At 57.9% G+C, this 26,078-nt stretch carries 18 protein-coding genes and 1 pseudogene; 7 read left to right on the top strand and 12 right to left on the bottom strand.

From position 1 onward, the window contains the following. Nucleotides 1-17 precede the first annotated feature (17 nt). Nucleotides 18-635, bottom strand: coding sequence for an FKBP-type peptidyl-prolyl cis-trans isomerase (locus tag HBN79_RS13325; protein WP_016779413.1), 618 nt, complete (start codon nt 633-635; stop codon nt 18-20). Between the two features lie 124 nt (nt 636-759). Beyond that, nucleotides 760-1,248, bottom strand: a complete 489-nt coding sequence (locus tag HBN79_RS13320; RefSeq protein ID WP_016779412.1) for a TIGR00645 family protein — start codon at nt 1,246-1,248, stop codon at nt 760-762. Between the two features lie 142 nt (nt 1,249-1,390). On the opposite strand from HBN79_RS13320, the gene HBN79_RS13315 reads away from it, so the two are divergent. Continuing rightward, nucleotides 1,391-3,223: a hypothetical protein gene (locus HBN79_RS13315; protein ID WP_169916788.1), complete on the top strand. Its 1,833-nt coding sequence runs from the start codon at nt 1,391-1,393 to the stop codon at nt 3,221-3,223. Nucleotides 3,224-3,231: 8 nt separating this feature from the next. Here the strand turns inward: HBN79_RS13315 and HBN79_RS13310 are convergent, their stop codons facing one another. Both HBN79_RS13310 and HBN79_RS13305 read right to left on the bottom strand, forming a co-directional pair. After that, on the bottom strand, nt 3,232-3,543 hold the full coding sequence (locus tag HBN79_RS13310) for a hypothetical protein (protein ID WP_094999355.1): 312 nt from the start codon (nt 3,541-3,543) through the stop codon (nt 3,232-3,234). Between the two features lie 258 nt (nt 3,544-3,801). Then, entirely contained in the window at nt 3,802-6,240 is a 2,439-nt protein-coding gene (locus HBN79_RS13305) for an ATP-binding protein (protein WP_094999356.1), read from the bottom strand. Nucleotides 6,241-6,513: 273 nt separating this feature from the next. Here HBN79_RS13305 and HBN79_RS13300 point away from each other — a divergent pair, with 273 nt between their 5' ends. The 3 genes and pseudogenes from HBN79_RS13300 (at nt 6,514) to HBN79_RS13290 (ending at nt 9,232) form a co-directional block, all read left to right on the top strand. Continuing rightward, nucleotides 6,514-7,002 carry a DUF3015 domain-containing protein gene (locus HBN79_RS13300; RefSeq protein ID WP_029611228.1) on the top strand — a complete coding sequence of 163 codons (489 nt, stop codon included), beginning with the start codon at nt 6,514-6,516 and terminating at the stop codon, nt 7,000-7,002. Between the two features lie 79 nt (nt 7,003-7,081). Then, a pseudogene (locus tag HBN79_RS13295) lies at nt 7,082-8,924 on the top strand (DUF4105 domain-containing protein). 14 nt (nt 8,925-8,938) lie between these two features. Beyond that, nucleotides 8,939-9,232 carry a chorismate mutase gene (locus tag HBN79_RS13290; protein ID WP_095018382.1) on the top strand — a complete coding sequence of 98 codons (294 nt, stop codon included), beginning with the start codon at nt 8,939-8,941 and terminating at the stop codon, nt 9,230-9,232. Nucleotides 9,233-9,278: 46 nt separating this feature from the next. Here HBN79_RS13290 and gdhA read toward each other — a convergent pair whose 3' ends face one another. Beyond that, nucleotides 9,279-10,616 (bottom strand): NADP-specific glutamate dehydrogenase, encoded by a 1,338-nt coding sequence (gdhA, locus tag HBN79_RS13285; protein ID WP_094999359.1) that lies wholly within the window; start codon nt 10,614-10,616, stop codon nt 9,279-9,281. 282 nt (nt 10,617-10,898) lie between these two features. Then, nucleotides 10,899-12,566 (bottom strand): energy-dependent translational throttle protein EttA, encoded by a 1,668-nt coding sequence (gene ettA, locus HBN79_RS13280; protein WP_094999360.1) that lies wholly within the window; start codon nt 12,564-12,566, stop codon nt 10,899-10,901. Nucleotides 12,567-12,822: 256 nt separating this feature from the next. On the opposite strand from ettA, the gene HBN79_RS13275 reads away from it, so the two are divergent. The 3 genes from HBN79_RS13275 (at nt 12,823) to HBN79_RS13265 (ending at nt 18,735) form a co-directional block, all read left to right on the top strand. Further along, nucleotides 12,823-16,686: an EAL domain-containing protein gene (locus HBN79_RS13275; RefSeq protein ID WP_094999966.1), complete on the top strand. Its 3,864-nt coding sequence runs from the start codon at nt 12,823-12,825 to the stop codon at nt 16,684-16,686. A 98-nt stretch (nt 16,687-16,784) separates the two neighbouring features. Then, a complete protein-coding gene (gene glyA, locus HBN79_RS13270; RefSeq protein WP_088378929.1) occupies nt 16,785-18,038 on the top strand; it encodes a serine hydroxymethyltransferase in 1,254 nt (417 codons plus the stop codon). A 142-nt stretch (nt 18,039-18,180) separates the two neighbouring features. Next, entirely contained in the window at nt 18,181-18,735 is a 555-nt protein-coding gene (locus tag HBN79_RS13265) for a hypothetical protein (protein WP_095018384.1), read from the top strand. Nucleotides 18,736-18,835: 100 nt separating this feature from the next. Here HBN79_RS13265 and yjiA read toward each other — a convergent pair whose 3' ends face one another. The 6 genes from yjiA to katB all read right to left on the bottom strand — a co-directional run bounded on the left by yjiA (nt 18,836) and on the right by katB (nt 26,003). Continuing rightward, nucleotides 18,836-19,804: a GTPase gene (yjiA, locus tag HBN79_RS13260; RefSeq protein ID WP_094999362.1), complete on the bottom strand. Its 969-nt coding sequence runs from the start codon at nt 19,802-19,804 to the stop codon at nt 18,836-18,838. A 146-nt stretch (nt 19,805-19,950) separates the two neighbouring features. After that, nucleotides 19,951-20,148, bottom strand: coding sequence for a YbdD/YjiX family protein (locus HBN79_RS13255; protein WP_007937254.1), 198 nt, complete (start codon nt 20,146-20,148; stop codon nt 19,951-19,953). A gap of 15 nt (nt 20,149-20,163) precedes the next feature. Continuing rightward, complete coding sequence (locus HBN79_RS13250) at nt 20,164-22,230, bottom strand: carbon starvation CstA family protein (protein WP_094999363.1); 2,067 nt, start codon at nt 22,228-22,230, stop codon at nt 20,164-20,166. A 216-nt stretch (nt 22,231-22,446) separates the two neighbouring features. Next, the gene (gene radA / locus HBN79_RS13245; protein ID WP_083369766.1) at nt 22,447-23,814 is read right to left on the bottom strand and encodes a DNA repair protein RadA; all 1,368 of its coding nucleotides are present in this window, start codon (nt 23,812-23,814) and stop codon (nt 22,447-22,449) included. Between the two features lie 45 nt (nt 23,815-23,859). Then, complete coding sequence (locus HBN79_RS13240) at nt 23,860-24,390, bottom strand: ankyrin repeat domain-containing protein (protein ID WP_169916787.1); 531 nt, start codon at nt 24,388-24,390, stop codon at nt 23,860-23,862. Between the two features lie 71 nt (nt 24,391-24,461). Next, nucleotides 24,462-26,003 (bottom strand): catalase KatB, encoded by a 1,542-nt coding sequence (katB, locus tag HBN79_RS13235; RefSeq protein ID WP_094999365.1) that lies wholly within the window; start codon nt 26,001-26,003, stop codon nt 24,462-24,464. Nucleotides 26,004-26,078 lie beyond the last annotated feature (75 nt).

Here is a 26,078-nt window from a genome sequence, read left to right as displayed (position 1 = left end):
GTTAAAACGCGGGGTTCTTACAGAACGTCCAGCAGCTCTACGTCGAATACCAGCACGCTGTGCGGAGCAATGCTGCCAACGCCCTGGGCGCCGTAGGCCAGTTCGCTCGGCACGTAGATGCGCCATTTGCTACCGGCGTTCATCAGTTGCAGGGCTTCAGTCCAGCCAGCGATCACGCCGCCAACCGGGAATTCAGCCGGCTGACCACGATCGTAGGAGCTGTCGAACACAGTGCCATCAATCAGGGTGCCGTGGTAGTGAACACGCACGGTGTCTTCACGGGATGGCTTGGCGCCTTCACCCGCAGTTACCACTTCAAATTGCAGGCCGGAAGCCAGGGTGGTGATACCGTCTTTCTTGGCGTTTTCAGCCAGGAAAGCCTTGCCTTCGCCCGCAGCAGCTTCTGCCTTGGCAGCGGCCTCAGCTTGCATGATCTCGCGGATCACCTTAAAGCTAGCCGACATTTCTTCCTGGCCTACACGGCTTTCCTTGCCTGCGTAGGCGTCAGTCAGACCAGCCAGGATTGCATCCAGGCTGATGCCAGGCGGCGGGTTGTCGCGCAACTGGTCGCCCAACTGGCGGCCAATGCCGTAGCTGACGCGGGTTTCGTCGGTCGACAGATTTACTTCGGACATAACACTGCTCCGCTGTGGAGGGGCCGGAAAGAAGCCGCGTCAACCGCGACCCCGAACACCCTGAACCAAAAAAGGGCCAGCAGACTACCACAGCCCCCAAAGCCTTCGCAGCCCGGGGTTGGCTTCAGTGTTTGGTCAGCTTGTCCAGATAGCCCATTGCAAACGCCGACACCACAAAGGTCATGTGAATAATCACGTACCACATCAGGTACTCGGTCTCGATATTGCGCGCGTCCATAAACACCCGCAGCAGGTGGATCGACGAAATGGCCACAATCGATGCCGCGACTTTCATCTTCAGCGAGGTGGAGTCCATGGTGCCCAACCAGCTGAGCTTCTCCTTGTGCTCGTCGATATCCAGTTGCGAAACAAAGTTCTCATAACCGGAAATCATCACCATGACCAGCAAACCGCCTACCAGCGCCATGTCGATCAGCGACAGAATGACCAGGATCAAGTCAGACTCAGTTAGCGCAAACACGTTGGGGATTACGTGAAACACTTCCTGAAAGAACTTCAATGCCAAAGCCAGCAGGCCCAGTGAGAGCCCGAAGTAAATAGGCGCCAAAATCCAGCGCGAGGCGTACATTGCGTTTTCGATAAAGCGTTCCATTGAATCTCACAGGCTATTACAAAATGGGCGCGAGTATATCAGTGCGAAAAGCACTGTGTTAAAGGCTTGGAAACAGCCTGTAAAAACATTTTCTGCTAGTGTCCACCCTCTCAGCATTGTTTACGGACAGGAAAACCGAACCATGGATCTGCGATTCCCCCTGGCTTGTTTTGGGCTTTCGATGGCTTTGCTCGCTGTCGGCGGCTGCTCTCCTGACGACGAACATCAGCAGGCCAGCCTTGAGGAACGCAGCGCAGCGTTCGAACAGAGCCTGGACGGGATCAAGGATCAGCAGCTCAAGGATGCTGTGGCCGACCTCGGCGGCTCCTTGTTGTTGCTCGAACGGGCACGCCTCAAGCTGCAAGACAAGCCGATAGAAACCGAATACGGTGCCGACGACCTGGCGGTGCTCAAGCACTACCCGAGCAGCCAGGCGCTTACCGATACCTATATCAACGGTTTGTTTGTACTGCGCAAAAATACAAGTTCCGATTACCTGACGGACCTGGAGCCGGTCTTCCCGTTCCCGCTTAACAGTGCATCCGAGTTCCCGTTCCCCCATGCGCTGGAATGGCAGTCGGTAACCCTGAGCAACAAGCAAGAGGTGCCTTTTGCGCCGGAATGGTCCGAGAGCGATCCCGGCATCCAGCTGAGCCCCTCCAGCGCCAACCTGAGCAACCCTGACGACCTGACCGTCACTTACCCCTATATCGACGGGGTTGAAACCGCCAACACCCAACAACCTCAACCCCTGACACTGCACGGCAAAGTCGAAGTCATCGCGCCGGGCAAAGTGGTCAATTTCAACCTCACTGCCAAGGACGTGGGTAAAACCAGCACCGACGGCACGATCAGCGTAACCCTGCTGGCACTGGGCAAGAACTTTGCCGAAGTGGATATTGTCAACAGCGCTGCACTGGCCGAACAAGTGCGTGACACCCCGCTCAATCCGCTGATCATCCAGGCCCGCGACCGTACCGGGCAGTTCCTGACACGCTCAGGCTCAATCAACGAAAACGCCGAACAACTGGCGTTTTATCAGCAGCAATTGGCCGAAATGCTCAAGCAAACTGCCTGGAGTGACGCTTTCGAGCAACAACTGGATAACGAGCAAAAGGCCTTCGATCAGCAGCACCCGCATCACTACAGCAAGGTGTACTTCAACGGTACCGTGGAAAATGTCGACATCAACGTGCTCGATTTCTCCACCGCCAATGTCACCCGTAAGTCCCTCGACCTGCCTGTGCGTACACTGGACAAAAACGTGCTGAGCAAAGACATACAGCCCCTGCCGCTCAACGTCGTGGTGTATGACGATCAGGCCGCCAACTATTTGAAAGACGCCACGCTGGCACCCGAGCAACTGGAAAAAAGCGTGGTGATTAGCCAGTCGGTGGACGATGCCAGTGCCGCGTCCCTTGAGTTCAGCTACCCTGCCACTTTCAACGGTGAAATGCTCGGTACGCTCCCGGACACGTCTGACGCGCCGGTGACCTTTTTTGCTGAAGACGACAACGGTAATCGCAGCGAGCCACTGGAACTGCCCGCCGAAGCCTTCGATGTGGACCCGCATGCAGGCGTTATCACCTACGACCTCAACCTGTTCCCCGAGACGCCAGCCTATGCAGTGGGCTCAATCCCCCTGTTTATTGCCGACATCGACAAGCAAGAGCTGGATATCACTCGCCTGCCCAAAGGCCTTGAACTCAAGGGCAATGCCCTGATCGTTGATCAAAAAGTGTTCCCGGCCGAGGCCTGGCGCTTTTATGCCAAGGACGACACGGGTAATTATCTGAAGGAAGTGGCCGCAGTCAGCCATAGCAGCGAACCCGATGGGGCGGCCGTATTTGACGTGCACTACTTTTATGGCCAGCCGACCCGACTGGAAAGCTATGCCCGCACCGCGCTGAACCCTGTCGAGTACGGATTTGAAGTCAAACTCGACAAAGCCCCTGAAGCCAGCACGCCACAATAAAACGCTGCCTAGCCGTGGCAACGCCCACCATTGATCTGCCGCAACTGGGCCTGCACATGCAGGCACCAGATCTGCGGGTCGTTGGCGAGTTCATAACCATGCAGGGTCAGGCTTTCAACGATTGATTCAAGAATGGTTTCGGCCACGAACGGCCCGGGGAAAGGGCCCTGCGCCTTGATCGTTGAGGGTTGTTCGCCTGCCAGGCCGGCGGCGAAGAGCAGTGTCCACATCCCGTTGTTGCCTGCCAGCGGTCGAATGCTGCATTCAATACGGGTCACCAGGCCCAAGCATTGGCGAGTAAGGCAAAGGTTGCGCGACATGACGGCGACCCTCGGTAGAGTCTGTCTTCAGCCGCAGACTACGGGCTGCATCGATCCGGTGACGACAGTGGTGTCCATGACCTGAGAATAGAAGAAAATTTGCGTATGAAAAGTCACCGATGACCAACGGCTTTGTCGATTGGCATCGCAGATCTGTGGGAGCGGGCTTGCCCGCGATTGGATTGCCGCGGTGTAACCATTCCTCCGCGTCGTTCGCATCGCGAGCAAGCCCGCTCCCACAGGTTTCGCTTTAAGGGGTCAGGCCGGTTTTTTCGCTGCCAGGGCTTCCGCCAGCAACTCCTTTTCGGCTTCCTTGAGGTCGTCGTCGTTGATCATTTCAGCAATCACCCGCAACCGCTCGACTACCCGGGCATTGACGCTGCCTTCCGGGAATTGTCCCTCTGCATCCGGCTCTCCCGCAGGCTCACCCACCAGCAAACTCAGGGCCTCATCGGCCTGACGCACGGCATAGACGTGGAACTTGCCATCACGCACTGCCTGCAGCACCTTCTCGTCCAGCATCAGGGTAGCCACGTTGGCCTGCGGAATGATCGCGCCCTGCTCGCCTGTCAGCCCGCGTGCTTCGCAGAGTCGGAAGAAGCCTTCGATTTTCTCGTTGACCCCACCCACGGCCTGCACTTCGCCGAACTGGTTGATCGAGCCGGTAATGGCAAAACACTGCTTGAGCGGGGTTTTTGACAGTGCCGAAATCAGCGTACAGGCCTCCCCCAGCGACGCACTGTCGCCATCGACATAACCGTAGGACTGCTCCAGCGCGATGCTGGCCGAAATCGCCAGCGGGAACTCCTGGGCATAACGGCTGCCCAGGTATCCGGTCAGAATCATCACGCCCTTGGAGTGGATAGGCTGCCCCAGGTTAACTTCGCGCTCGATATCGACAATACCGCTGCCGCCCGGATACACCGTGGCGGAAATCCGCGCAGGCACACCAAAGGCCGAGTCGCCGACTTCCAGCACCGTCAGGCCGTTGCACTTGCCCACGGCCGCGCCATCGGTATCGATCAGGATGATCCCCGCCAGCATGTCATCCAGGATACGCGCCGAGACTCGTCCGGTACGGGTGGCCTTGGCCTTGAGCGCACGCTCGATATGACCCGCATCGGTCATTTCATCGCCCGCCAGGTGACGGATGAAGTCCGCTTCGCTGACCAGTTGGAACAGATCGCCAATACGCGCCGACAAACGTCCCTGGTGCTCGGCCAGACGCGCGCTGTAGGTCGCCAGCCGCGCCACTGCACCGGCGGTCAGCGGTGCCATGCCTTCTTCCGAAGTGCGTGTAGTGAGCAACTGGGCAAACTGCTCAAGGCTCTCATCAACCATCGGGATATCTTCGTCGAAGTCCACCAGAACCCGGAACATTTCCTGGAAGTCCGGATCCAGGTCCTGCAGCGTGTAATACAGCTGGCGGGCACCGATGATGATGACCTTGACCTGCAGGGGGATGACCTGCGGGTTGAGCGTCACGGTGGCCAGGCGCCCCATTTCGCCCAGCGGCGACTCCATCTTCAGCTTGCGCGATTGCAGGGCACGCTTGAGAGCATCCCAGACAAAAGGCTCGCTGAGCATTTTCTCGGCTTCAAGAATCAAAAAGCCGCCATTGGCACGGTGCAAGGCGCCCGGACGCAACTGCCGATAAGTGGTGTAGAGCGCGCCCTGGTCGGTGCTGTATTCGATACGGCCAAACAGGTTGTCGTAGGTCGGGTGCGGCTCGAACACTACCGGCGCACCGCCGCTTAGCGGCTGCCCTACCACCAGGCTCGGCAGGTACTGCTCTTCAAGCAGCTTGCGCGCCTGGGCGTCGGTCTTGCTGTCGTCGACCAGTTGCTCGACCACGGTTTTCAGCAAGTAAACCTGCATCGCCTGCAGATAACCGCAAACCGCGGCATTTTCGGCGTATTTTTGCGACAACGGCGACAGCAACGGCTGCAGGGCCAGGGTGATGGTTTCTTCGTTCAGTTGGCGCAGCTGATTGTTCGACTCACGCTTCCACTGCGGCAGACTGGCCAGCTCTTCGTTCAGTCGCTCCTCCAGCTCGGAAATATCTTCATGGAAGCGTTCGCGATCAGCCTCAGGCAATTGCGAAAACTCGGCCTCATCCAGCGCCTTGCCATCACTCATCGGCGTAAATGCCACGTTGCTGCTGTCGCGATAGAGCGCCACGCCTTTTTCCAGGGCCAGACGCTCGATCACATCCAGCGCACGGTCGTAACGCTGATTGAAGCCGCGGTCGATCGCGCTTTTGCGTTGTTGATACGTCGGGTGTTCAAACACTGCCGGGAAGGTCGCCAGCAGGTTGTCGATCAAGTGATTGATATCGCCAATAAAGGCACCAGCGCTACTGGACGGCAGCTCCAGGGCTCGCGGCTCACGGGGCTCATCGAAGTTGTTGACGTAGACCCAGTCGCTCGGCGACTTCAGGCGCTTGCCCTCGGCCTTGAGGTAGCGTTTGACGAACGAGAAACGACCGGTTCCCGGCTCGCCCATGACAAAAACGTTGTAACCCGGACGTGGCATGGCCACGCCGAACTGCAAGGCCTCGACCGCACGTTCCTGGCCGAGAATGCCGCGAAAAGGCTCCAGATCATTGGTGTTCGAGAAGCTGAACTGTTCAGCAGAAAAAGGACGGGTTAGCGCATCAGGCGCTAGACGCAAGCTGGTGGCAACAGAATCAGGCATCGGGCTTCCTTACATCGGGCGGGGCAGATGGCAGCATTCTGGCGCTGGCTGTACATCACTGGCAAGGCGAACAACACGGGAAAGCACGCCCCCCAATGTTTAGGGGCCAAAAATGTGCAGCAACAGCGATTGTTTTACAAAAAGCCACGGAACCCCCCGATCGTGCCTAGACTCCAAGCTGTTACGCGGCTGGACGGTATAACCGGCCCGTACTGGCGCTTCAGGGCCAGAAACCCTTGTCCATTGGTTGCATACCTATAGAGAACAAAGCTTATGAAACGGATTCTTCTTGGTACTCTCTTTACAGTTGTTTCCCTCAACGCCATGGCCCAGGCACCGGGCGGCCCTAACTGCGGTTGGGGCAACATGCTGTTTGAAGGCCAGCGCGGCACTCCTGCCCACTTCCTGGCATCCACCACAAACGGCACGTCCGGCAACGCCACCTTCGGCATGACCTCCGGCACCAACGGCTGTACCACCAAGGACGCCCTGACTTACGGCGGCAAATCGTGGATTGCCATGAATGGCATGATGAACGAGCTGTCCGAAGACATGGCCAAAGGCAATGGCGAAGCACTGACCACCTACGCGGTGGTACTGGGCGTCGCCCCTGAAGACCGCGAGCATTTCGCCGCCGTCACCCACGAGCACTTCCAGCAAATCTTCAGCAAAGCCGATGTCACGGCTGAAGACGTACACAGCAATACTCTGGCCATCCTCAAGGGCGATGCACGCCTGGCCAAATACGCCACCGCGGCGTAAGTAAATGAGACCCGCCCGCTCCTCTCGGAGCGGGTATTCTCCTGCTTCACTTCTCTTCGTCTGACAACAGTTGCCGAACATGCTCAAACGCCTTGCCTATCTGGCGCTCTGTGCCTGCGCCCCGCTGTATGCCGCACCCCATATCGACGATCAACGTGTGCAACAGTTGGCCAACGACCCTTTCTGGATTTCGCTGGGGCACTACGAAGCCGGCAAGCTGAGCGGCTGGCGAAGCTATGTCAGCGACGACAAATTCTTTCTCGCCGCCGAGGGAGCCCATCACCCTGATGCCGAACTGCGTGCCACGGTTGAGGCGTTGTATGCGCCCTTGAGCCTGGGCGACAAACACCCGCAGTGCGTGTACCCGCTGGCTCAAGGCCCAACTGAATCTGACCGACCTGCCCAAGGCCGAATGCGCAGAGTTCAGCCAATGGTTCAAGGACGTGGCACCCCACAGCACGGTGATGATTTTCCCGGCGGCCTACCTCAACAGCCCGTCCTCCATGTTCGGTCATACCCTGTTGCGCATCGACCAGGCCGATGTGCAGGACAACAAGACCGCCCTGCTCAGCTACGCGATCAACTTCGGCGCCTATATCGAGGGTTCCGACAACAGCATCCTGTACGCCTGGAAGGGCCTGGCCGGTGGCTATCCGGGGCTGTTCGCCCTGGTGCCCTATCAGGAGAAACTCTCGGAGTACCGGAGCCTTGAAAACCGCGACCTGTGGGAATACCGCCTTAATCTGACACCCGAAGAAACCCAACGCATGGTTGAACATGTGTGGGAACTCAAACAGATCCAGTTCGACTATTTCTTCTTTGACGAAAACTGCTCCTACCGCCTGCTGGAGCTGCTGCAAGTGGCCCGCCCGGGCCTGCAACTGACCACCCAGTTTCCGCTGACCGCGATCCCCACCGACACCGTGAAAGCGGTCAAGGAAGCCGGACTGGTTGAAAGTATCGAGTACCGCCCGTCCCGCGAACGGGAGCTGCTGGACCGGGCCAAGGCCCTCGATCCAGAAGAGCAGCAATGGGTACTGCAGGTCAGCGCCGATCAGGCCCAATTGCAAACCCCGGCCTTCAAGGCGCTGCCCAAAGCGCGCCAGGCGTTGATTATCGACGCGGCTTACCGGCTTGAGCGGTACCGGGCCAATGGCCTTGAGCGCGATCCTGCACGCTCGCAGCGCAGTTTCGAACTGCTACGGGCGATCAATCAGAACCCCGCGCCAGAACTGCAAGTCGACAAACCCGAACTGCCTGAAAACGGCCACGAGTCGCGCACCTGGCAGCTGGGCGCCGGTAGCCGTGACGACAAGGCCTTTGCCGAATATGGCCTGCGCATGGCTTACCACGACCTCAACGACAACGCACCGGGCTTTCCCCTGGGCGCGCAGATTGAAATTCTGCAACTGAAACTGCGCCAGTACGAAGGCAACAAGTGGCAAGTGCAACAACTGGACCTGGCCAATATCCGCTCCCTGACCCCGCGCAATGACCTGCTGCAACCCTGGTCATGGCAAGTGGGCGGCGGGCTGGAACGGGTACTCGGCAAACATGGCGACGAAAACCTGGTCAGTCATGTCAATGGCGGTGCAGGCGGCACCTGGCAATTGGCGGACAATATGCTCGGTTTCGCTCTCGGTACGGTACGCATCGAGCACAACAACGACTTCGCGGCGTTTGTATCACCGGCAGCGGGCTTCAATACCGGGCTTCTTTGGCGTAACCCGGTGGGCAACCTGAGCCTGGAAGCCAAGGGCGACTACTTCACCAACGGTGAAGTCCGTCGTAGCCTGAGCCTTAATCAGCAATGGGAAGTTTCGCGAAATCTTGGTCTGCGCCTGAGCGCACAGCGTGAGTTCAGCAAACTGACCACCCCTATCAACGAAGTGATGCTGGAGCTGAAGTGGTATCACTACTAAGGAGTTTTCAAGACATGGTTGTTAATTGTGATTCCCTCGAGCAGGTGCGCGAGAAAATCGATGGGCTGGATCGCCAGATTGTCGGCCTGATCGCCGAGCGCGGGGCTTACGTATCGCAAGCGGCGCGGTTTAAAAAAGACAGCGATGCGGTCAGGGCGCCGCAGCGGGTTGAGCAGGTGATTGGCAAGGTGCGGACGTTGGCCGATGAGCTGGGCGCCAACCCGGACGTCACTGAAAGCGTCTACCGCGCCATGATCGCGGCCTTTATCGAACAGGAACTGGCTGAACACAAGACGCTTGCAAAATAGACAGCCCCAATGTGGGAGCGGGCTTGCCCGCTCCCACAGGATGGGGTTACACCACGCCTTGGGCCAGCATTGCGTCGGCAACTTTGACGAAACCGGCAATGTTCGCGCCTTTTACGTAGTTGATCCGCCCGTTTTCCTCGCCGTAGTGCACGCAAGCGTGGTGGATCGACTGCATGATGTTGTGCAACTTGCTGTCCACTTCGCCGGCCGTCCACAGCAGACGCATGGCGTTTTGCGACATTTCCAGCCCGCTCACCGCCACGCCACCGGCGTTGGATGCCTTGCCCGGTGCAAACAAAATACCTGCTTCGATAAACAGATCGACCGCTTCCAGGGTGGTCGGCATGTTCGCACCTTCAGCCACGCACACGCAGCCATTGGCCAGCAACGTACGGGCCGCTTCAGCGTCCAGTTCATTCTGGGTAGCGCATGGCAGCGCGATATCACACGCCAGGCTCCACGGGTGCTGCCCTGCCAGGAATTCAACCCCGAACTGCCCCGCCAACTCGCTGATACGGCCGCGCTTGACGTTTTTCAGTTCCATGAGCGCTTCCCACTGCTCTTCGCTCAAACCGGCTTCGCAATACAGCGTGCCTTCGGAATCCGACAGCGAAATAACCTTGCCGCCCAGGTCCATGACCTTGCGCGCGGCGTATTGCGCCACGTTGCCCGAGCCCGAAATCGCCACGCGCTTGCCGTCGATGCGCTGGCCGCTGCGCTTGAGCATTTCCTGGGCGAAGTACACACAACCAAAGCCGGTAGCTTCAGGACGGATCAGGCTGCCACCGTAGCTCATGCCTTTGCCGGTCAACACGGAGGTGAACTGGTTGCTCAGGCGCTTGTACTGACCAAACATAAAGCCGATTTCGCGGGCGCCGACACCGATGTCGCCTGCTGGCACATCAACATCCGAACCGATATGGCGATACAGCTCGCTCATAAAGGCCTGGCAGAAACGCATGACTTCGGCGTCGCTCTTGCCCTTGGGGTTGAAGTCCGAACCGCCCTTGCCGCCGCCCATGGGCAACGAGGTCAGGGAGTTCTTGAAGGTTTGCTCAAAGGCCAGAAACTTGAGGACGCCCAGATTCACCGACGGATGAAAACGCAGACCGCCCTTGTACGGACCAATGGCGCTGTTCATCTGGATACGGAAGCCGCGGTTGACCCGCACTTTGCCTTCGTCATCTACCCACGAAACGCGGAACACGATCGCACGCTCTGGTTCGCAAATGCGCTCAAGAATCCCTGAAGTCAGATAATGCGGATTGGCTTCAAGAAACGGCCACAGACTGCGAAGGACCTCTTCCACTGCCTGGTGGAATTCTGGTTGGTCCGGGTCACGTTTTTTCAGGCGGGCAAGGAACTGGTCGACGGATTCGATCATGGTAAGTCTCGGCAAATTTATTGTCGTTAAACGGAGATTGACCGGAACTTTATCAATTCATGTGGAACCGCGACAGCGCAAAATGTCGCAGTTATGAATTTAAATGGTGCATTTATATAAATAGCACCGATTTATCGGGCTTTTGCGCACCAAAAAAATACTTCTTGTACCCAGTTTCGCACCAACTTATAAACGCCAAAGTCCCATTGTGGGAGCGGGCAAGGTTTGTGATGCGCAAAAAAAACGGCGCCCGAAGGCGCCGTTCTGTGATGCAAACCGCCCTTACTGGGCCAGTTTTTTGTGACGCACACGGTGCGGCAGGGTAGCCGCTTCGCCGAGGCGCTTTTTACGGTCAGCTTCGTACTCGGTGTAGTTACCTTCGAAGAAGATCGCCTGCGAGTCGTCTTCGTACGCCAGGATGTGAGTCGCGACGCGGTCAAGGAACCACCGATCGTGAGAGATCACAATGGCGGCGCCAGGGAAGTCCAGCAGTGCTTCTTCAAGCGAACGCAATGTCTCAACGTCAAGGTCGTTGGACGGTTCGTCGAGCAGCAGCACGTTGGCGCCCTCTTTCAAGGTCAGGGCCAGGTGCAGGCGACCACGCTCACCACCGGACAGATCCTTGACGAACTTCTGCTGATCGCCACCTTTGAAGTTGAAACGACCTACATAGGTACGCGACGGGATTTCATAGTTACCAATACGGATCACATCGGAACCGTCAGAAATCGCCTGGAACACCGTCTTGCTGCCATCCAGGTCGTCACGGCTCTGGTCAACGCACGCCAGTTGCACGGTTTCACCGATTTCGATGCTGCCCGAATCCGGCTGTTCCTTGCCCATCAGCATGCGGAACAGGGTCGATTTACCGGCACCGTTACCACCGATCACGCCAACAATGGCGCCTTTGGGCATGGCGAACGACAGGTTGTCGATCAGCACGCGATCGCCGTAACCCTTGGAGACGTTCTTGAACTCGATAACCTTGTCACCCAGGCGCGGACCGGCCGGGATGTAGATTTCGTTGGTTTCGCTGCGCTTCTGGAATTCCTGCGACTGCAGTTCTTCGAAACGTTGCAGACGGGCCTTGGACTTGGACTGACGCGCCTTGGCACCTTTGCGAACCCATTCCAGCTCGTCTTTCATGGCCTTTTCATGGGCCGACTGCTGCTTGGATTCCTGGGCCAGACGATCGGACTTGGCTTCCAGCCAGCCCGAATAGTTGCCCTCGTAAGGAATGCCCGCACCGCGGTCAAGCTCCAGAATCCAGCCCGCTACGTTATCCAGGAAGTAACGGTCGTGCGTAATCGCAACCACGGTACCCGGGAAGTCGTGCAGGAAGTGCTCCAGCCAGGCGACCGAATCGGCATCCAGGTGGTTGGTCGGTTCATCGAGCAGCAGCATGTCCGGGGCCGACAGCAGCAGGCGACAAAGGGCAACACGGCGCTTCTCACCACCCGACAGGTGCTCTACCTTGGCATCCCAGGCCGGCAGGCGCAGCGCATCGGCTGCAACTTCCAGCTGGCGCTCAAGGTTGTGCCCGTCGCTTGCTTGCAGGATCGCTTCGAGCTTGGCCTGTTCTGCGGCCAGCTTGTCGAAGTCGGCATCAGGGTCGGCATATTCGGCATACACTTGATCAAGACGCGCCTGAGCGTCCTTGATCACGCTAACGGCTTCTTCAACCACTTCGCGTACGGTTTTGCTCGGATCCAGCTGCGGTTCCTGCGGCAGGTAACCGATGTTCAGGTCCGGCATCGGACGGGCTTCGCCGTCGAACTCGGTGTCAACGCCTGCCATGATTTTCAACAGGGTGGATTTACCCGAACCGTTCAAGCCGAGTACGCCGATTTTGGCCCCCGGGAAAAACGACAGGGAGATGTTTTTCAGGATTTCCCGCTTCGGCGGAACAACTTTGCTCAGCCGATGCATGGTGAAAACGTATTGAGCCATGGATAACCTAGGGTCAGTGACGGGTGAATAAGGCGCGAGCAATGCCCGGATCAGGCCATAGCAGAAAGTCAGGGACTGATCGAGATCAATGCCTGCTCGCAGAAAAAGCACAAATGTAGACCCCAGAATCTACCTGAATGCGTGATGCAGGGCAAACCAGCGCAGACCAGAGGACTGGCACTTTGCCACAACCCAAGGCATGCTTGGCGCCTTTAGGGGGCCTCGCGCCATTGCCGCCAAATCGCAGGATCACAAGTTGCCCAATGTCACCCCGCCCACTCGTGTCAAAGCGTCCAGCCAATTACTCGGGACACCTGTGCGCGGAACGTTGAAAAGTGCATTGGCGACCCTGGTTTTACTGCTGCTGGCGATGCTGTTCTGGCTGTTGGTCGAGCAGTTTCAGGAAACCCTGCAGCAAGAGCGCCAGACCAGCATCAACTACAGCGCCGACCTGGCCGACCATATCGGCCTGAGCATGGCCTTGCGGGCCGAAACCGCGCTCAATCTGCTGCCCGTAGACAAGTCGCCAAGAAACCAGCGCCAGCAACAGGCGCTGGTCAAGCAACTGGGCCAGTCCTTGCCATCCCTGCAAAGCCTGGCCCTGCTCAGTCCAGCCGGCGAAGTGTTGCTCGACAGTACCGGGACCAGCCCCGACGCTGCGTATCTGGCCGACTGGGTCAAACGCAGCCCGTCGCGCAACCGCACTGAAGGTTACTACTTCAGCAACAACAGTGATGCCAGCATCATCTACCTGTTGCTGCGCCAGCCCAGCGGCGCCATCGACGGCTACTGGCTGCTGCGCATGAGCCCGGACCTGCTGCAAAACCTCACGCATCAGAACGCCAACAGCAGCAACCGGCCGCAGTGGCTGGTGGAAAACAGCCAGACCCGCAAGGTACTCAGCCGCGCGGATAAAAACGTCTCGCCCCCCTCGGCCCTGAGCCAGCGCGATGAAGACGACACCGTACTGCTGGCAGCTATCAGCCATAGCGACTGGCAACTGCGCGGGCTGTTCAATGACCGCCAGGCAATCGAGCAGCTGCTGCCCGGACTGATCGGCAAATGCCTGCTCGGCTTGGTGTTTTCGTTGCTGCCCATTATGGCGCTGTTAAACATGCGCCGCCGCCAGCGCCAGTTGCATGAAGGCCGCCGGCGTTACCACGATATTTTTGAAGGCACCGGGGTCGCCCTCTGCGTGCTCGACCTGTCCAGCCTGCCAGGGTTTCTTGAGCGCGAAAAACTCCATGACACTGATGCCCTCAAGCATTGGCTCAGCGATCATCCGGAACATCGTCGCCAGTTATTCGAGCAACTGCGCATCACCGAAGTCAACCAGGTAGCCATGCAACTGCTGGAGGTCGATTCAGGAGAAGGTGCCTGGCACAAGCTGATCAACGGCTGCCCGCTGAGCAGTTCAGCCATTGGCTATCAGGTCGTCGAGGCCGTGCTCGACCAGCAGCAACAGCTTGAGCTGGAAATAAAACTGACCGATGCCAGCGGTCGCGACCAGCACTTATGGCTGGTGCTGCGTCTGCCTGTGGATCAGCAGGACTACCATGCCGTCATTTTGAGCATCAGTGATATCACCAGCCGCAAGTTGATCGAACTGTCCCTGCAAGAGCGCGAAAGCTTCTGGTCCGATGTGGTGCGAACCGTTCCCGACCATCTTTATGTACAAAATGTAATCAGCCAGCGGATCATTTTCAGCAACCATCACCTTGGCCAGACCCTGGGCTATAGCGCTGTTGAACTGCAGGAAATGGGCGCTTACTTCTGGGAGTTGCTGTTGCACCCTGAAGACGCCGAGCGCTATCACCAGTTGCGCAAAGAGCAGCAGGAAAACGGCTACAAGCAACTGATGCAATGCCAACTGCGGTTTCGCCATCAGCAGGGTACCTGGCGGCGCTTTGACATCCGTGAGCAAGCCTTTGCCCGTCATACCGGTGATCAAGTCTCGCGAATTGTAGGGGTGGCCAAGGACATCACCGACCAGATTGAAGCCAGCGAGTCATTGCGCGACAGCGAGCAACGCTACCGGATGCTGGCCGAAAGCATCAGCGACGTGATTTTCTCCACTGACAGCTCGCTGCGCATGAACTACCTCAGCCCCTCCATACAGACTGTACTGGGCTATGACGCACAATGGGTATTCGACAATGGCTGGCAGTCTATTATTGCCACGCCGCAACAGCTGGAGGGTATCTACAACCTGATCGAGCGTATCCGTGGCGCACTGCACAAGCCCCAGCAACTGTCGGCTTTGCGTGCCCAGGTACAAACCCAGCTGTTTCTGTTCGACTGCCTGCGCGCTGACGGGCACAAGGTGCCCATCGAACTGCGCCTGGTGCTGGTATGGGATGAAGACGACGGTTTTGAAGGCATTCTGGGTGTTGGTCGCGACATGAGCCAGCAACGCCGTGCCGAAAAAGACCTGCGCATGGCCGCCACGGTTTTTGAACACTCCACCTCGGCCATCCTTATTACCGACCCTGCAGGCTATATCGTGCAAGCCAACGAGGCTTTCAGCCGGGTCAGCGGTTACGCCGTCGCACAAGTCCTCGACCAGCTACCAAGCATGCTCACTGTCGATGACCAACAACGCGCACACCTCGCCTATGTGCTCAAGCAACTGCATTTGCACGGCACATGGGAGGGTGAAGTCTGGCTCAAGCGCCTGAACGGCGAACACTACCCGGCCTGGGTCGGCATCACGGCAGTGCTCGATGATGAAGGCGATCTGGCCAGCTATGTGTGCTTCTTCAGTGATATCAGCGAGCGCAAGGCCAGCGAACAGCGAATCCACCGCCTGGCCTACTACGACGCCCTGACTCACCTGCCCAATCGCACCCTGTTCCAGGACCGTCTGCACACCGCGCTGCAACAGGCCGAGCGCAACAAGTCGTGGGTGGTGCTGATGTTTCTTGACCTCGACCGCTTCAAACCGATCAACGACTCCCTGGGCCACGCAGCCGGCGACCGCATGCTCAAGGACATGGCCATCCGCCTGCTTGCCTGTGTGGGTGACGACGATACTGTGGCGCGCATGGGCGGTGACGAGTTCACCCTGCTTCTGCAGCCTCGCACCACCCGTCAGAAGGCCTTGAACCGCGCTATCAATGTGGCCGAACAGATCCTCGCCAGTCTGGTAAAGCCCTTTGTACTCGAAAGCCGCGAGTTCTTTGTAACCGCCAGTATTGGTATTGCCTTGAGCCCGCAAGACGGCAACGAACTCAGCCAGTTGATGAAAAACGCCGATACCGCGATGTATCACGCCAAGGAGCGCGGCAAAAACAACTTCCAGTTCTACCAGGCAGACATGAACGCCAGCGCTCTTGAGCGCCTTGAACTGGAAAGCGACCTGCGTCATGCCCTGGAGCAGCAGGAATTCATTCTTTATTACCAGCCGCAGTTCAGCGGCGACGGCAAACGTCTGACCGGCGTTGAGGCACTGTTGCGCTGGAATCACTCAAGGCGCGGGCTGGTGCCACCCGGCGACTTTATCCCGGTACTCGAAGAACTGGGGCTGGTGGTCGAAGTCGGCGACTGGGTGCTGGCCGAGGCCTGTCGCCAGCTCAAGCTCTGGCATCAGGCCAAGGTTCGCGTGCCCAAAGTCTCGGTCAACATATCAGCGCGCCAGTTCTCCGACGGCCAGTTGGGTACGCGCATTGCCAATATCCTCAAGGAAACCGGCCTGTCCCCGGCCTGCCTGGAGCTTGAGCTGACCGAAAGCATCCTCATGCGCGAGGTCAGCGAAGCGCTGCATATCCTGGCCAGCCTGAAAAACCTCGGCCTGAGCATTGCCGTGGACGACTTTGGCACCGGTTATTCGTCGCTCAACTACCTCAAGCAATTCCCCATCGACGTACTGAAAATCGACCGTACCTTTGTCGACGGCCTGCCCTCCGGCGAGCAGGACGCGCAAATCGCCAGGGCCATTATCGCCATGGCCCACAGCCTGAACCTTGCGGTAATCGCCGAAGGTGTAGAGACCCACGAGCAGCTGGATTTCTTGCGTGAACACGGTTGCGACGAAGTGCAAGGCTATCTGTTCGGGCGACCGATGCCGGCGGGCCAATTGGTGGAGCAACTGCAAGCGGCAAGCGCGGATCTACAAGCTTGAAGCTCATAGTTGCTCACCGTGAATCGCATTCATATGCCAGATAAAACCCATTGAGTTAGAATGCCCTCCTTTTCTGCCCCCGATCCTTGAGGACCGCCATGTTCAGCCGTGATTTGACACTTGCCAAGTTCGACGCCGACCTTTTTGCCGCCATGGAGCAAGAAGCTCAGCGCCAGGAAGAACATATTGAGCTGATCGCTTCGGAAAACTACACCAGCCCAGCGGTGATGGAAGCTCAAGGCTCGGTTCTGACCAACAAATACGCCGAAGGCTACCCTGGCAAGCGCTACTACGGCGGCTGCGAATACGTAGACGTGGTAGAGCAACTGGCTATCGACCGTGCAAAAGAACTGTTCGGCGCCGATTACGCCAACGTTCAACCGCACGCCGGTTCCCAGGCCAACAGCGCCGTTTACCTGGCCCTGCTGTCGGCTGGCGACACCATCCTGGGCATGAGCCTGGCTCACGGCGGTCACCTGACCCACGGTGCCAGCGTTTCGTCTTCGGGCAAGCTGTACAACGCCATCCAGTACGGCATCGACGCCAATGGCCTGATCGACTACGACGAAGTTGAGCGTCTGGCCGTTGAGCACAAGCCAAAAATGATCGTGGCTGGCTTCTCTGCCTACTCGCAGGTTCTGGACTTCCCACGTTTCCGCGCTATCGCGGACAAGGTTGGCGCCTACCTGTTCGTGGACATGGCACACGTAGCCGGTCTGGTGGCTGCTGGCGTTTACCCGAACCCGGTTCCATTCGCTGACGTAGTGACCACCACTACCCACAAGACCCTGCGCGGTCCACGTGGTGGCCTGATCCTGGCCAAGGCCAACGCCGACATCGAGAAAAAGCTGAACTCGGCTGTTTTCCCGGGTTCGCAAGGCGGCCCGCTGGAGCACGTTATCGCGGCCAAGGCCGTGTGCTTCAAAGAAGCTCTGCAACCAGAGTTCAAGGCTTACCAGCAACAAGTGGTAAAAAACGCTCAGGCCATGGCTTCGGTATTTATCGAGCGCGGTTTTGACGTGGTTTCGGGCGGTACTGAAAACCACCTGTTCCTGCTGTCGCTGATCAAGCAGGAAATCTCCGGTAAAGACGCCGACGCGGCTCTGGGCAAAGCCTTTATCACCGTAAACAAAAACTCCGTACCAAACGATCCACGCTCCCCGTTCGTCACTTCGGGTCTGCGTTTCGGTACTCCAGCTGTCACCACTCGCGGCTTCAAAGTTGAAGAGTGCCGTGAGCTGGCTGGCTGGATCTGCGACATCCTGGCAGATATCAACAACGAAGCCGTTATCGACGCCGTTCGCGAGAAAGTCAAAGCCATCTGCGCCAAGCTGCCGGTATACGGCAACTGATCGCAAATAGCTGAATAAAAAGCCCGGCTTTCAAGCCGGGATTTTTATTGCATCTGTTATTTTGAAACACTTGGCCGCTCCCCCCGAACAATAACAGCCTAGTCTGAATTTATGCATTCTTACCAACTGCAGAGTTCAGACAATGACTAACGATTCGCAACACTCCTTTATCGCCACCTTGCATATACCGAACCATAACCTTCATCTTTTAGGGGCTCTTCATGGCCAGTCGGTCATAGTAACTGACTTGCTGGGCAGTGGCGGTGTCTTCTCCGGCAAACCACAGTTGAGGGACGACTCCGCAGCCTTGGGCATTCAAGCCCACGCCACAGGCGGGATCAAGGCTACGCTCAAGCTTTATTTCCGGCATACCGCCAAGGGCTATGAAATACATATCAAACACCCTGGCCAGTATGACCGGCACCGGCTGGCCATGAACCATATGGATATACTCTATGCGAGAAGTCCGACACTAAAGCATCCACTTGCCTTCACACTACTCGATCAAAACAACCGAACAGTGACAGAGAGGAACTTGAGTGAACCCCATACCCTCATCACACTTAAAACCCATAACAACAAGTATATCGGCGTAAGAAAAGCCAAGGGCTCACCTCATTACTATCTTGGCGAAACAGCCGAACATAAAAAAATGGTATTTCTTTTAAATATTATTGAAAGAAATGTGTCCTATTGATTTTACAACCGTGAAGTTGTGCGAAATAGCTGTTATTGCAGTAAGACAAAAAAATCAAAAGCCCCTGACCCTCTCCCGGAGGGAGAGGGTCAGCTATCACTCAAACCCCAAGCCGGGCAAAACCCTCGCGAATCTTGGCCTCTGGCAAATCATCGGCAATAAACACCATCACACTTTCACGGGCTTCACCTTCGGCCCACTCGGTGTCCCAATCAAAGCCATACAACTTGAGCACCCCCTGAAACACCAGTCTGCGATCTTCACCGGCAATGCTCAGCACGCCTTTGTAGCGCAGCAATTGCTTGCCGTGCTCTTCCAGCAGCTCGTTCATGAAGGCGCTAAGGCTGTCGATATCCAGCGGCTTATCGGTGCGTAGCACCAGACTGGAGATACGGTCGATAGAGGCCGCAGGCTGTACCGGGCGCAAGCTCAGGCCACCCCCCAAGTCTGCGTTGAGGTTAAACCCGCGCACATCCAGTAATTCGGCCAGATCGATCTTGCCGTGCTCAACCACGCGGATCGGCGCCCGGCGGTTGATACGGGTCAAACGCTCGCTCAAGGCATCAAAGGTGGCGTCATCCACCAGATCGCGCTTGCTCACCAGTAAGCGGTCAGCAAAACCGATCTGCGCCTGGGCAATGGTCTGACTCAAATGCACATCGGCGTGGGCTGCATCCACCAGGGTAATAATGCCGTCCAGCAGATAACGCTCGCGCAGCTCTTCATCGATAAAAAAGGTTTGCGCCACCGGTGCCGGGTCGGCCAGGCCGGTGCACTCGATCACCAGGCGGTCGAAGGCAATTTCGCCATTGTCCAGACGCTCAAGCAGCAGGTACAGCGCCTTGGTCAGGTCGGTGTGGATGGTGCAGCACACACAGCCATTGGCCAGGGTCATGACTTGCACCGGCTCGTCCCCCAACAGTTGGGTGTCGATCCCGGCATCGCTGAATTCGTTTTCGATCACGGCGATTTTCAGGCCGTGTTCTGCCTTGAGCAAATAACGCAACAAGGTGGTTTTACCGGCCCCCAAGAAGCCGCTGAGAATGGTGACGGGGATTGGAGAGGTCATGCAGTGCCTCCTTAAACATAACGCAAAAACAAATGTGGGAGCGGCCTTGCTCGCGATTCAGGCGACACGGTGTCACTGACACACCGCGCCGCTCTTATCGCGAGCAAGCCCGCTCCCACAGTCAGATACAGCTCAGCCCTGACGGGTTAACAACACTTGGGCCCGCCCTTGCCGCCGTAACGCGCTTCCTGGCGTTCACGAAAGAACGCCTCGTAGCTCATCACCGGCTTGTCCGGGTGCTTGGTTTGCATATGCTCGACGTAGTTGTCGTAGTCGGGCATGCCGACCATCAGGCGTGCGGCCTGACCGAGGTATTTACCGAGGCGACTCAGGTCATTGAACATGGTTGCAACCCTCTATCAAGCATCTGGCATGGCTTGGTACGGCGACTCTTTATCCGTACGTTCTTTGCTGCCCCATGCAGCGACACCCACTTTGATCGCAAAGAACAGAATGCTGAACACCACGAACAGAAACAGCACGGTCAGACCGGCGTTGGTGTAGGCGTTGATGATCACATGTTGCATCTGGTCGATGTTTTTCGCCGGGGCAATCACCTGGCCGGCTTCCAGCGCAGTGCTGTATTTGTTGGCCAGGGACAGGAAGCCCACTGCCGGGTTGGCGTCGAACAGCTTGATAAAGCCTGCCACGGTGGTGCAGATCAGCAGCCAGACGGCTGGCAGCATGGTCACCCAAATGTAGCGCTGGCGCTTCATTTTGATCAGCACAACGGTTGCCAGCATCAGCGCGATACCCGCCAGCATCTGGTTGGAGATACCGAACAGCGGCCACAGGGTGTTGATGCCGCCCAGTGGATCGATCACGCCCTGATACAGCAGGTAGCCCCACATCGCCACACACAGGCCGGTGGCCAGCAAGTTGGCGCCCCAGGACTCGGTACGTTTGAGTGCAGGCACAAAGCTGCCCAGCAAGTCTTGCAGCATAAAGCGACCGGCACGGGTACCGGCGTCAACTGCGGTCAGGATAAACAGGGCTTCGAACAAAATGGCGAAGTGATACCAGAACGCCATAGTGTTTTCACCCGGCAACACGTTGTGCAGGATCTGCGCGATCCCCACCGCCAGGGTCGGTGCACCGCCGGCACGTGCCAGGACGGTGGTTTCACCGATGTCCTTGGCCAGCGCGGTCAACGCATCCGGGGTAATGGCAAAGCCCCAGTTGGTGATGTTTTGCGCAACGGTAACCACGTCACCGCCGACAATCGCTGCCGGGCTGTTCATGGCGAAGTACACACCCGGCTCGATCACCGAAGCAGCAACCATCGCCATAATGGCCACGAAGGACTCCATCAGCATACCGCCGTAACCGATATAACGGGCGTTGCTTTCGTTATCCAGCAGTTTTGGCGTAGTACCCGAAGAAATCAGCGCATGGAAGCCCGATACCGCACCGCAGGCAATGGTGATGAACAGGAACGGGAACAGGCCGCCTTTCCAGACCGGGCCGGTGCCGTCGGTGAACTGGGTCAGCGCGGGCATTTTCAGCTCGGGCATGGTGACCAGGATGCCGATGGCCAGCGCAACGATAGTGCCGATCTTGAGGAAGGTCGACAGATAGTCACGAGGTGCCAGTACCAGCCATACCGGCAGAACCGCCGCAACAAAGCCGTAGCCGATGAGCATCCAGGTGATTTGCGTACCGGTAAAGGTGAACACCGGTGCCCACTCGGGGCTCGCCGCAATCTGGCCCCCCAGCCAGATGGAGCCAAGTAGCAGCAGCACACCGACGATGGAGATTTCACCTATGCGGCCCGGGCGGATGTAGCGCATGTAAATGCCCATGAACATCGCGATCGGGATGGTCGCCATCACCGTGAACATGCCCCACGGGCTCTCGGCCAGGGCCTTGACCACGATCAGCGCCAGCACCGCGAGGATGATGATCATGATCAGGAAGCAGCCAAACAGCGCGATGGTGCCCGGGATCTTGCCCATTTCCTCACGCACCATATCGCCCAGGGAGCGACCGTTGCGGCGGGTGGACATGAACAGGACCATGAAGTCCTGCACCGCACCGGCCAGTACCACGCCGGCGATCAGCCAGAGTGTGCCCGGCAGGTAACCCATTTGCGCGGCCAATACCGGCCCGACCAGAGGGCCAGCGCCAGCAATGGCGGCAAAGTGGTGACCAAAGAGAATGTGCTTGTTGGTCGGCACATAGTCCAGACCGTCGTTGTTGAGCACCGCAGGTGTTGCGCGGCTGGAGTCCAGTTGCATCACCTTGGTGGCGATAAACAGGCTGTAATAACGGTAAGCAACCAGATAAATGGCAACAGCTGCCACAACAATCCACAAGGCGTTGATCGCCTCGCCCCGGCGCAATGCCACTACGCCAAGGGCGCAGGCTCCTACAATTGCCAGCACCAGCCACGGGATGTGGCGGAGCAGGCTATTTTTATTATTCATTTTTTTAATTCCGGCCAGTTGGACAAGAAAGACTGCACCCGGAGTTTAGCGCTACTGGCTTTAAAGACCAGCCCCCAACATTGGTCTAGAGCCTTCTTTTGCGGTTTTTTGGCAGGCGGTGCTGCACATTTTTTCCGTGCAACGCCGCTGTCTGTACCAGGCTGTCAGCCCGATACCGCGCCCAACCCTTGCAGATTTTTTTACACCTTTGAACGCTTATTCGAACAACGCATCCAACGCCTGTTCCAGACGGGTAACGCCAATGACTTTCAGCCCCGGCGGCGACTCCTTGGGCGCATTGCCCTTGGGCACGATGGCGCGCTTGAAACCGTGCTTGGCCGCTTCCTTGAGCCGCTCCTGGCCGCTTGGCACAGGGCGCACCTCACCCGACAGGCCGACTTCACCGAACACCAGCAGATCATGGGGCAACGGACGATTACGCAGGCTGGACATCACGGCGGCCATGAGCGCCAGGTCCGATGCGGTTTCCAGCACCTTGACCCCGCCCACCACGTTCAGGAAAACATCCTGATCGTGGGTTGGAATACCGCCGTGTCGATGCAATACGGCCAATAACATGGCCAGACGATTCTGGTCCAGGCCCAGGGTCACCCGCCGCGGGTTGGACATATGGCTGTCGTCCACCAGCGCCTGCACCTCCACCAGCATCGGGCGAGTCCCTTCCCAGGTGGCCATCACCACACTGCCAGGGACTTCTTCCTGGGCGCGGGTAAGGAAAATTGCGGAAGGGTTGGAAACTTCCTTCAGGCCTTTGTCGGTCATACCGAATACGCCCAGCTCGTTGACCGCGCCAAAACGGTTTTTCACTGCCCGCAGCAAGCGCAGCCGCCCGTCGGATTCACCCTCGAAATACAGTACGGTATCCACCATATGCTCCAGCACCCGCGGCCCGGCCAATGCGCCTTCTTTGGTCACATGGCCCACCAGGAAAATCGCCGTGCCGCTGGACTTGGCATAACGCACCAGCAAGGCCGCACTTTCACGCACTTGCGACACGCCGCCGGGGGCCGATTGCAGTTGCTCGGTAAAGATGGTCTGAATCGAGTCGATGACCATGACCTTGGGCTTTTCCAGCTTGGCAGTGGCGATGATGCTTTCAATGCAGGTTTCGGTCATCACCTTGAGCTGATCCTGCGGCAGCCCCAGGCGCCGGGCGCGCATGGCCACTTGCTGCTGGGACTCCTCGCCGGTGACGTACAACGCAGGCATGCGTGTAGCCATCTGACACAAGGTTTGCAGCAGGATGGTGGATTTGCCGATCCCCGGATCGCCACCAATCAACACCACCGAGCCATCCACCAGACCGCCGCCAAGCACCCGATCCAGCTCGCCAGAAGCGGTGGAGAAGCGCGGCAGTTCCTCGATGCTGACTTCAGCCAGGGTCTTGAGCTGGGCCTGTTGTCCGGTCCAGCCGGTACGGCCGCTGGGCGGCGCCGCAGCCCCGCTTTCAACGATGGTTTCCACCAGGGTGTTCCAGACGCCGCACTCGCCGCACTGCCCGGCCCACTTGGGGAAAGTTGCGCCGCACTCGGTGCAGCCGTAAATGCGCTTGGGCTTGGCCATCTGAACTCCACGGAAAAACCGCGATGATAGCCCACTAGGCTTTGGTCAGCGCGCTACGGGCATGCGGATTTCGCCATTGGCCAGCCGAGCGGCACTGTTGCCCGATGCATCTACGGCATTCAGGTCAGCCCCTTTGCGGGATAAATCCTTGAGCAACTCGACCCGCTGGAACAGGCCTGCATACATGGCCGCCGTCTGCCCTGCACCATTGCGCTGATCAGGGTTGCAGTCGGCTGCCATCAGGCGGTGGGCAATCTTGAGTTCACCCTTGAAAATCGCCCCCATCAGGGCCGTGTTACCGTGTTTGTCCTGCACGCAGGCATTGGCGCCTGCCTTGAGCAAATGCTCCACCGCCTTGGGCTGGCCGTTATAGGCAGCCAGAATCAGCGCGGTATAGCCTTTGCTGTCTTGAATATCGAGGGTGTAGCCGGATTCGATAAAGGTCTCGAGCATTGGCACATCGCCACGACGGGCGGCATCAAAAAAGTAATCCTGAAGCTGGCCCCGGGTGTCGGCCCCATCGGCCAGGCTCAGGCCGCTGAAAAACAGCAAGGCCAGGGAAATAAACGTTCGCATGCTTCTCTCCTGAATCAAAAGCCCTCACCCCGACCCTCCAAAAGGGAGAGGATCGGGGTGAGGGCTGCGGGTTAATCCGCCAGCTTGGCAGCCAGCGCCTTGACCCGACTCAGATCGCCCTTGGCCACTTTGGCTACGCCAGTGCCGTACTCAGGGTCGGCCTTGTAAAGGAACGACAGGATGATGTGCTTGCTTTCATCGTCTGTAGTTGCCAGCGAACCACCGAAGCTTTCAATCAAATCCTGACGCTCTTTCTGGCTGAATGAACGGTAAAGATCACCGGCCTGCTTGAAGTTCTGCTCACGCTGAATCTTCGCCTGCTGGGTAGTACCCGCCAATGGCATTTCGCTGTAGCGCGCAGCTTGCGGCTCTTCACGCGGCATCAAGCGGCTTGGCTGGTAGTTCACCCCCGACGTGGTGTGGCCCAGGTTCATCGCGCCGTCCTGGTTGCCATTGTTTACCGCGACCCGGGGGGCGTTGATCGGCAATTGCATGGCATTGGCACCCAGGCGGTACATCTGCGTATCGGCATAGGAGAACACCCGGCCCTGCAACAGACGGTCTTCGGAAGGCTCGATACCTGGTACCAGGTTGGCCGGGGCCATGGCGACCTGCTCGGTTTCCTGGAAGACATTGGCCGGGTTGCGGTTCAGGACCATTTGCCCGACTTTTCGCTCAGCCACGTTAGGCCAGATCTTGGTGGCATCCAGCGGGTCGAAATCAAAGGATTTCAAGTCTTCAGGCTTGAGGACCTGCACATACAAGTCCCACTTGGGGAAGTCACCCTTATTGATATGCGTAACCAGATCGTTGGTCATGTGGCTGTAGTCTTGGCCCTGAACCTGCGTCACTTGTTTCGGATCAAGGTTTTTCAACCCCTGCAGGCTCTTCCAGTGAAACTTCACATAGCGCACGTCCCCCTTGGCATTGACCAGTTTGTAGGCGTGTACACCGTTACCATCCATTTCCCGGTAACTGGCGGGGGTACCCGCGTTGGAGTACAGCTCGGTCAGGGTGCGTGTGGCTTCCGGTACGTGAGAGAAGAAGTCGAAACGGCGCGAGTCGTCATCCAGGTTGGTACGCGGGTCAGGCTTGAAGGCGTGAACCATGTCCGGGAACTTGATCGCATCACGGATAAAGAAGGTGGGGAAGTTGTTACCCACCAGGTCCCAGTTGCCGTCCGCGGTGTAGAACTTGGTGGCAAAACCCCGTGGGTCACGCAGGGTTTCTGGTGAGTGGGCGCTGTGTACCACGGCCGAGAAACGCACAAATACCGGGGTGGTTTCGCCTTTGGCAAATACTTTGGCCTTGGTCAGGTCGCTCAAGTCATTGGTGACTGTAAACGTGCCGTGTGCGCCTGTGCCACGAGCGTGAACAACTCGCTCCGGGATACGCTCGCGATCAAAACGCTGCAGCTTTTGCAGCAGCTGCACGTCTTGCAGCAGAACCGGACCATTGGCCCCTGCCGTCTGGGAGTTCTGGTTGTCACCGACAGCGGCACCGTTGTCACGGGTCAGTGTTGCGGCCTGGGCTGTAACCGACAGCAGGCTGGCGCTTAATACACACAGCAGGCGGCGCTGTGAAAGCGCGCCGAAGCCTAGGGGGGTGGTCATGCGTAAGTCCTCTGGTTATTGGTTGCGCAATGGAGCGCTGACCAAAGGCTAGAGGCATGCAACGCAAACTCTAAA

The organism is Pseudomonas sp. WS 5051 (assembly GCF_012985715.1).
GTDB lineage: Bacteria > Pseudomonadota > Gammaproteobacteria > Pseudomonadales > Pseudomonadaceae > Aquipseudomonas > Aquipseudomonas bubulae.
The sequence above is the reverse complement of the archived record's forward strand: the minus strand, read 5'-3'. Positions and strand labels throughout refer to the sequence as shown.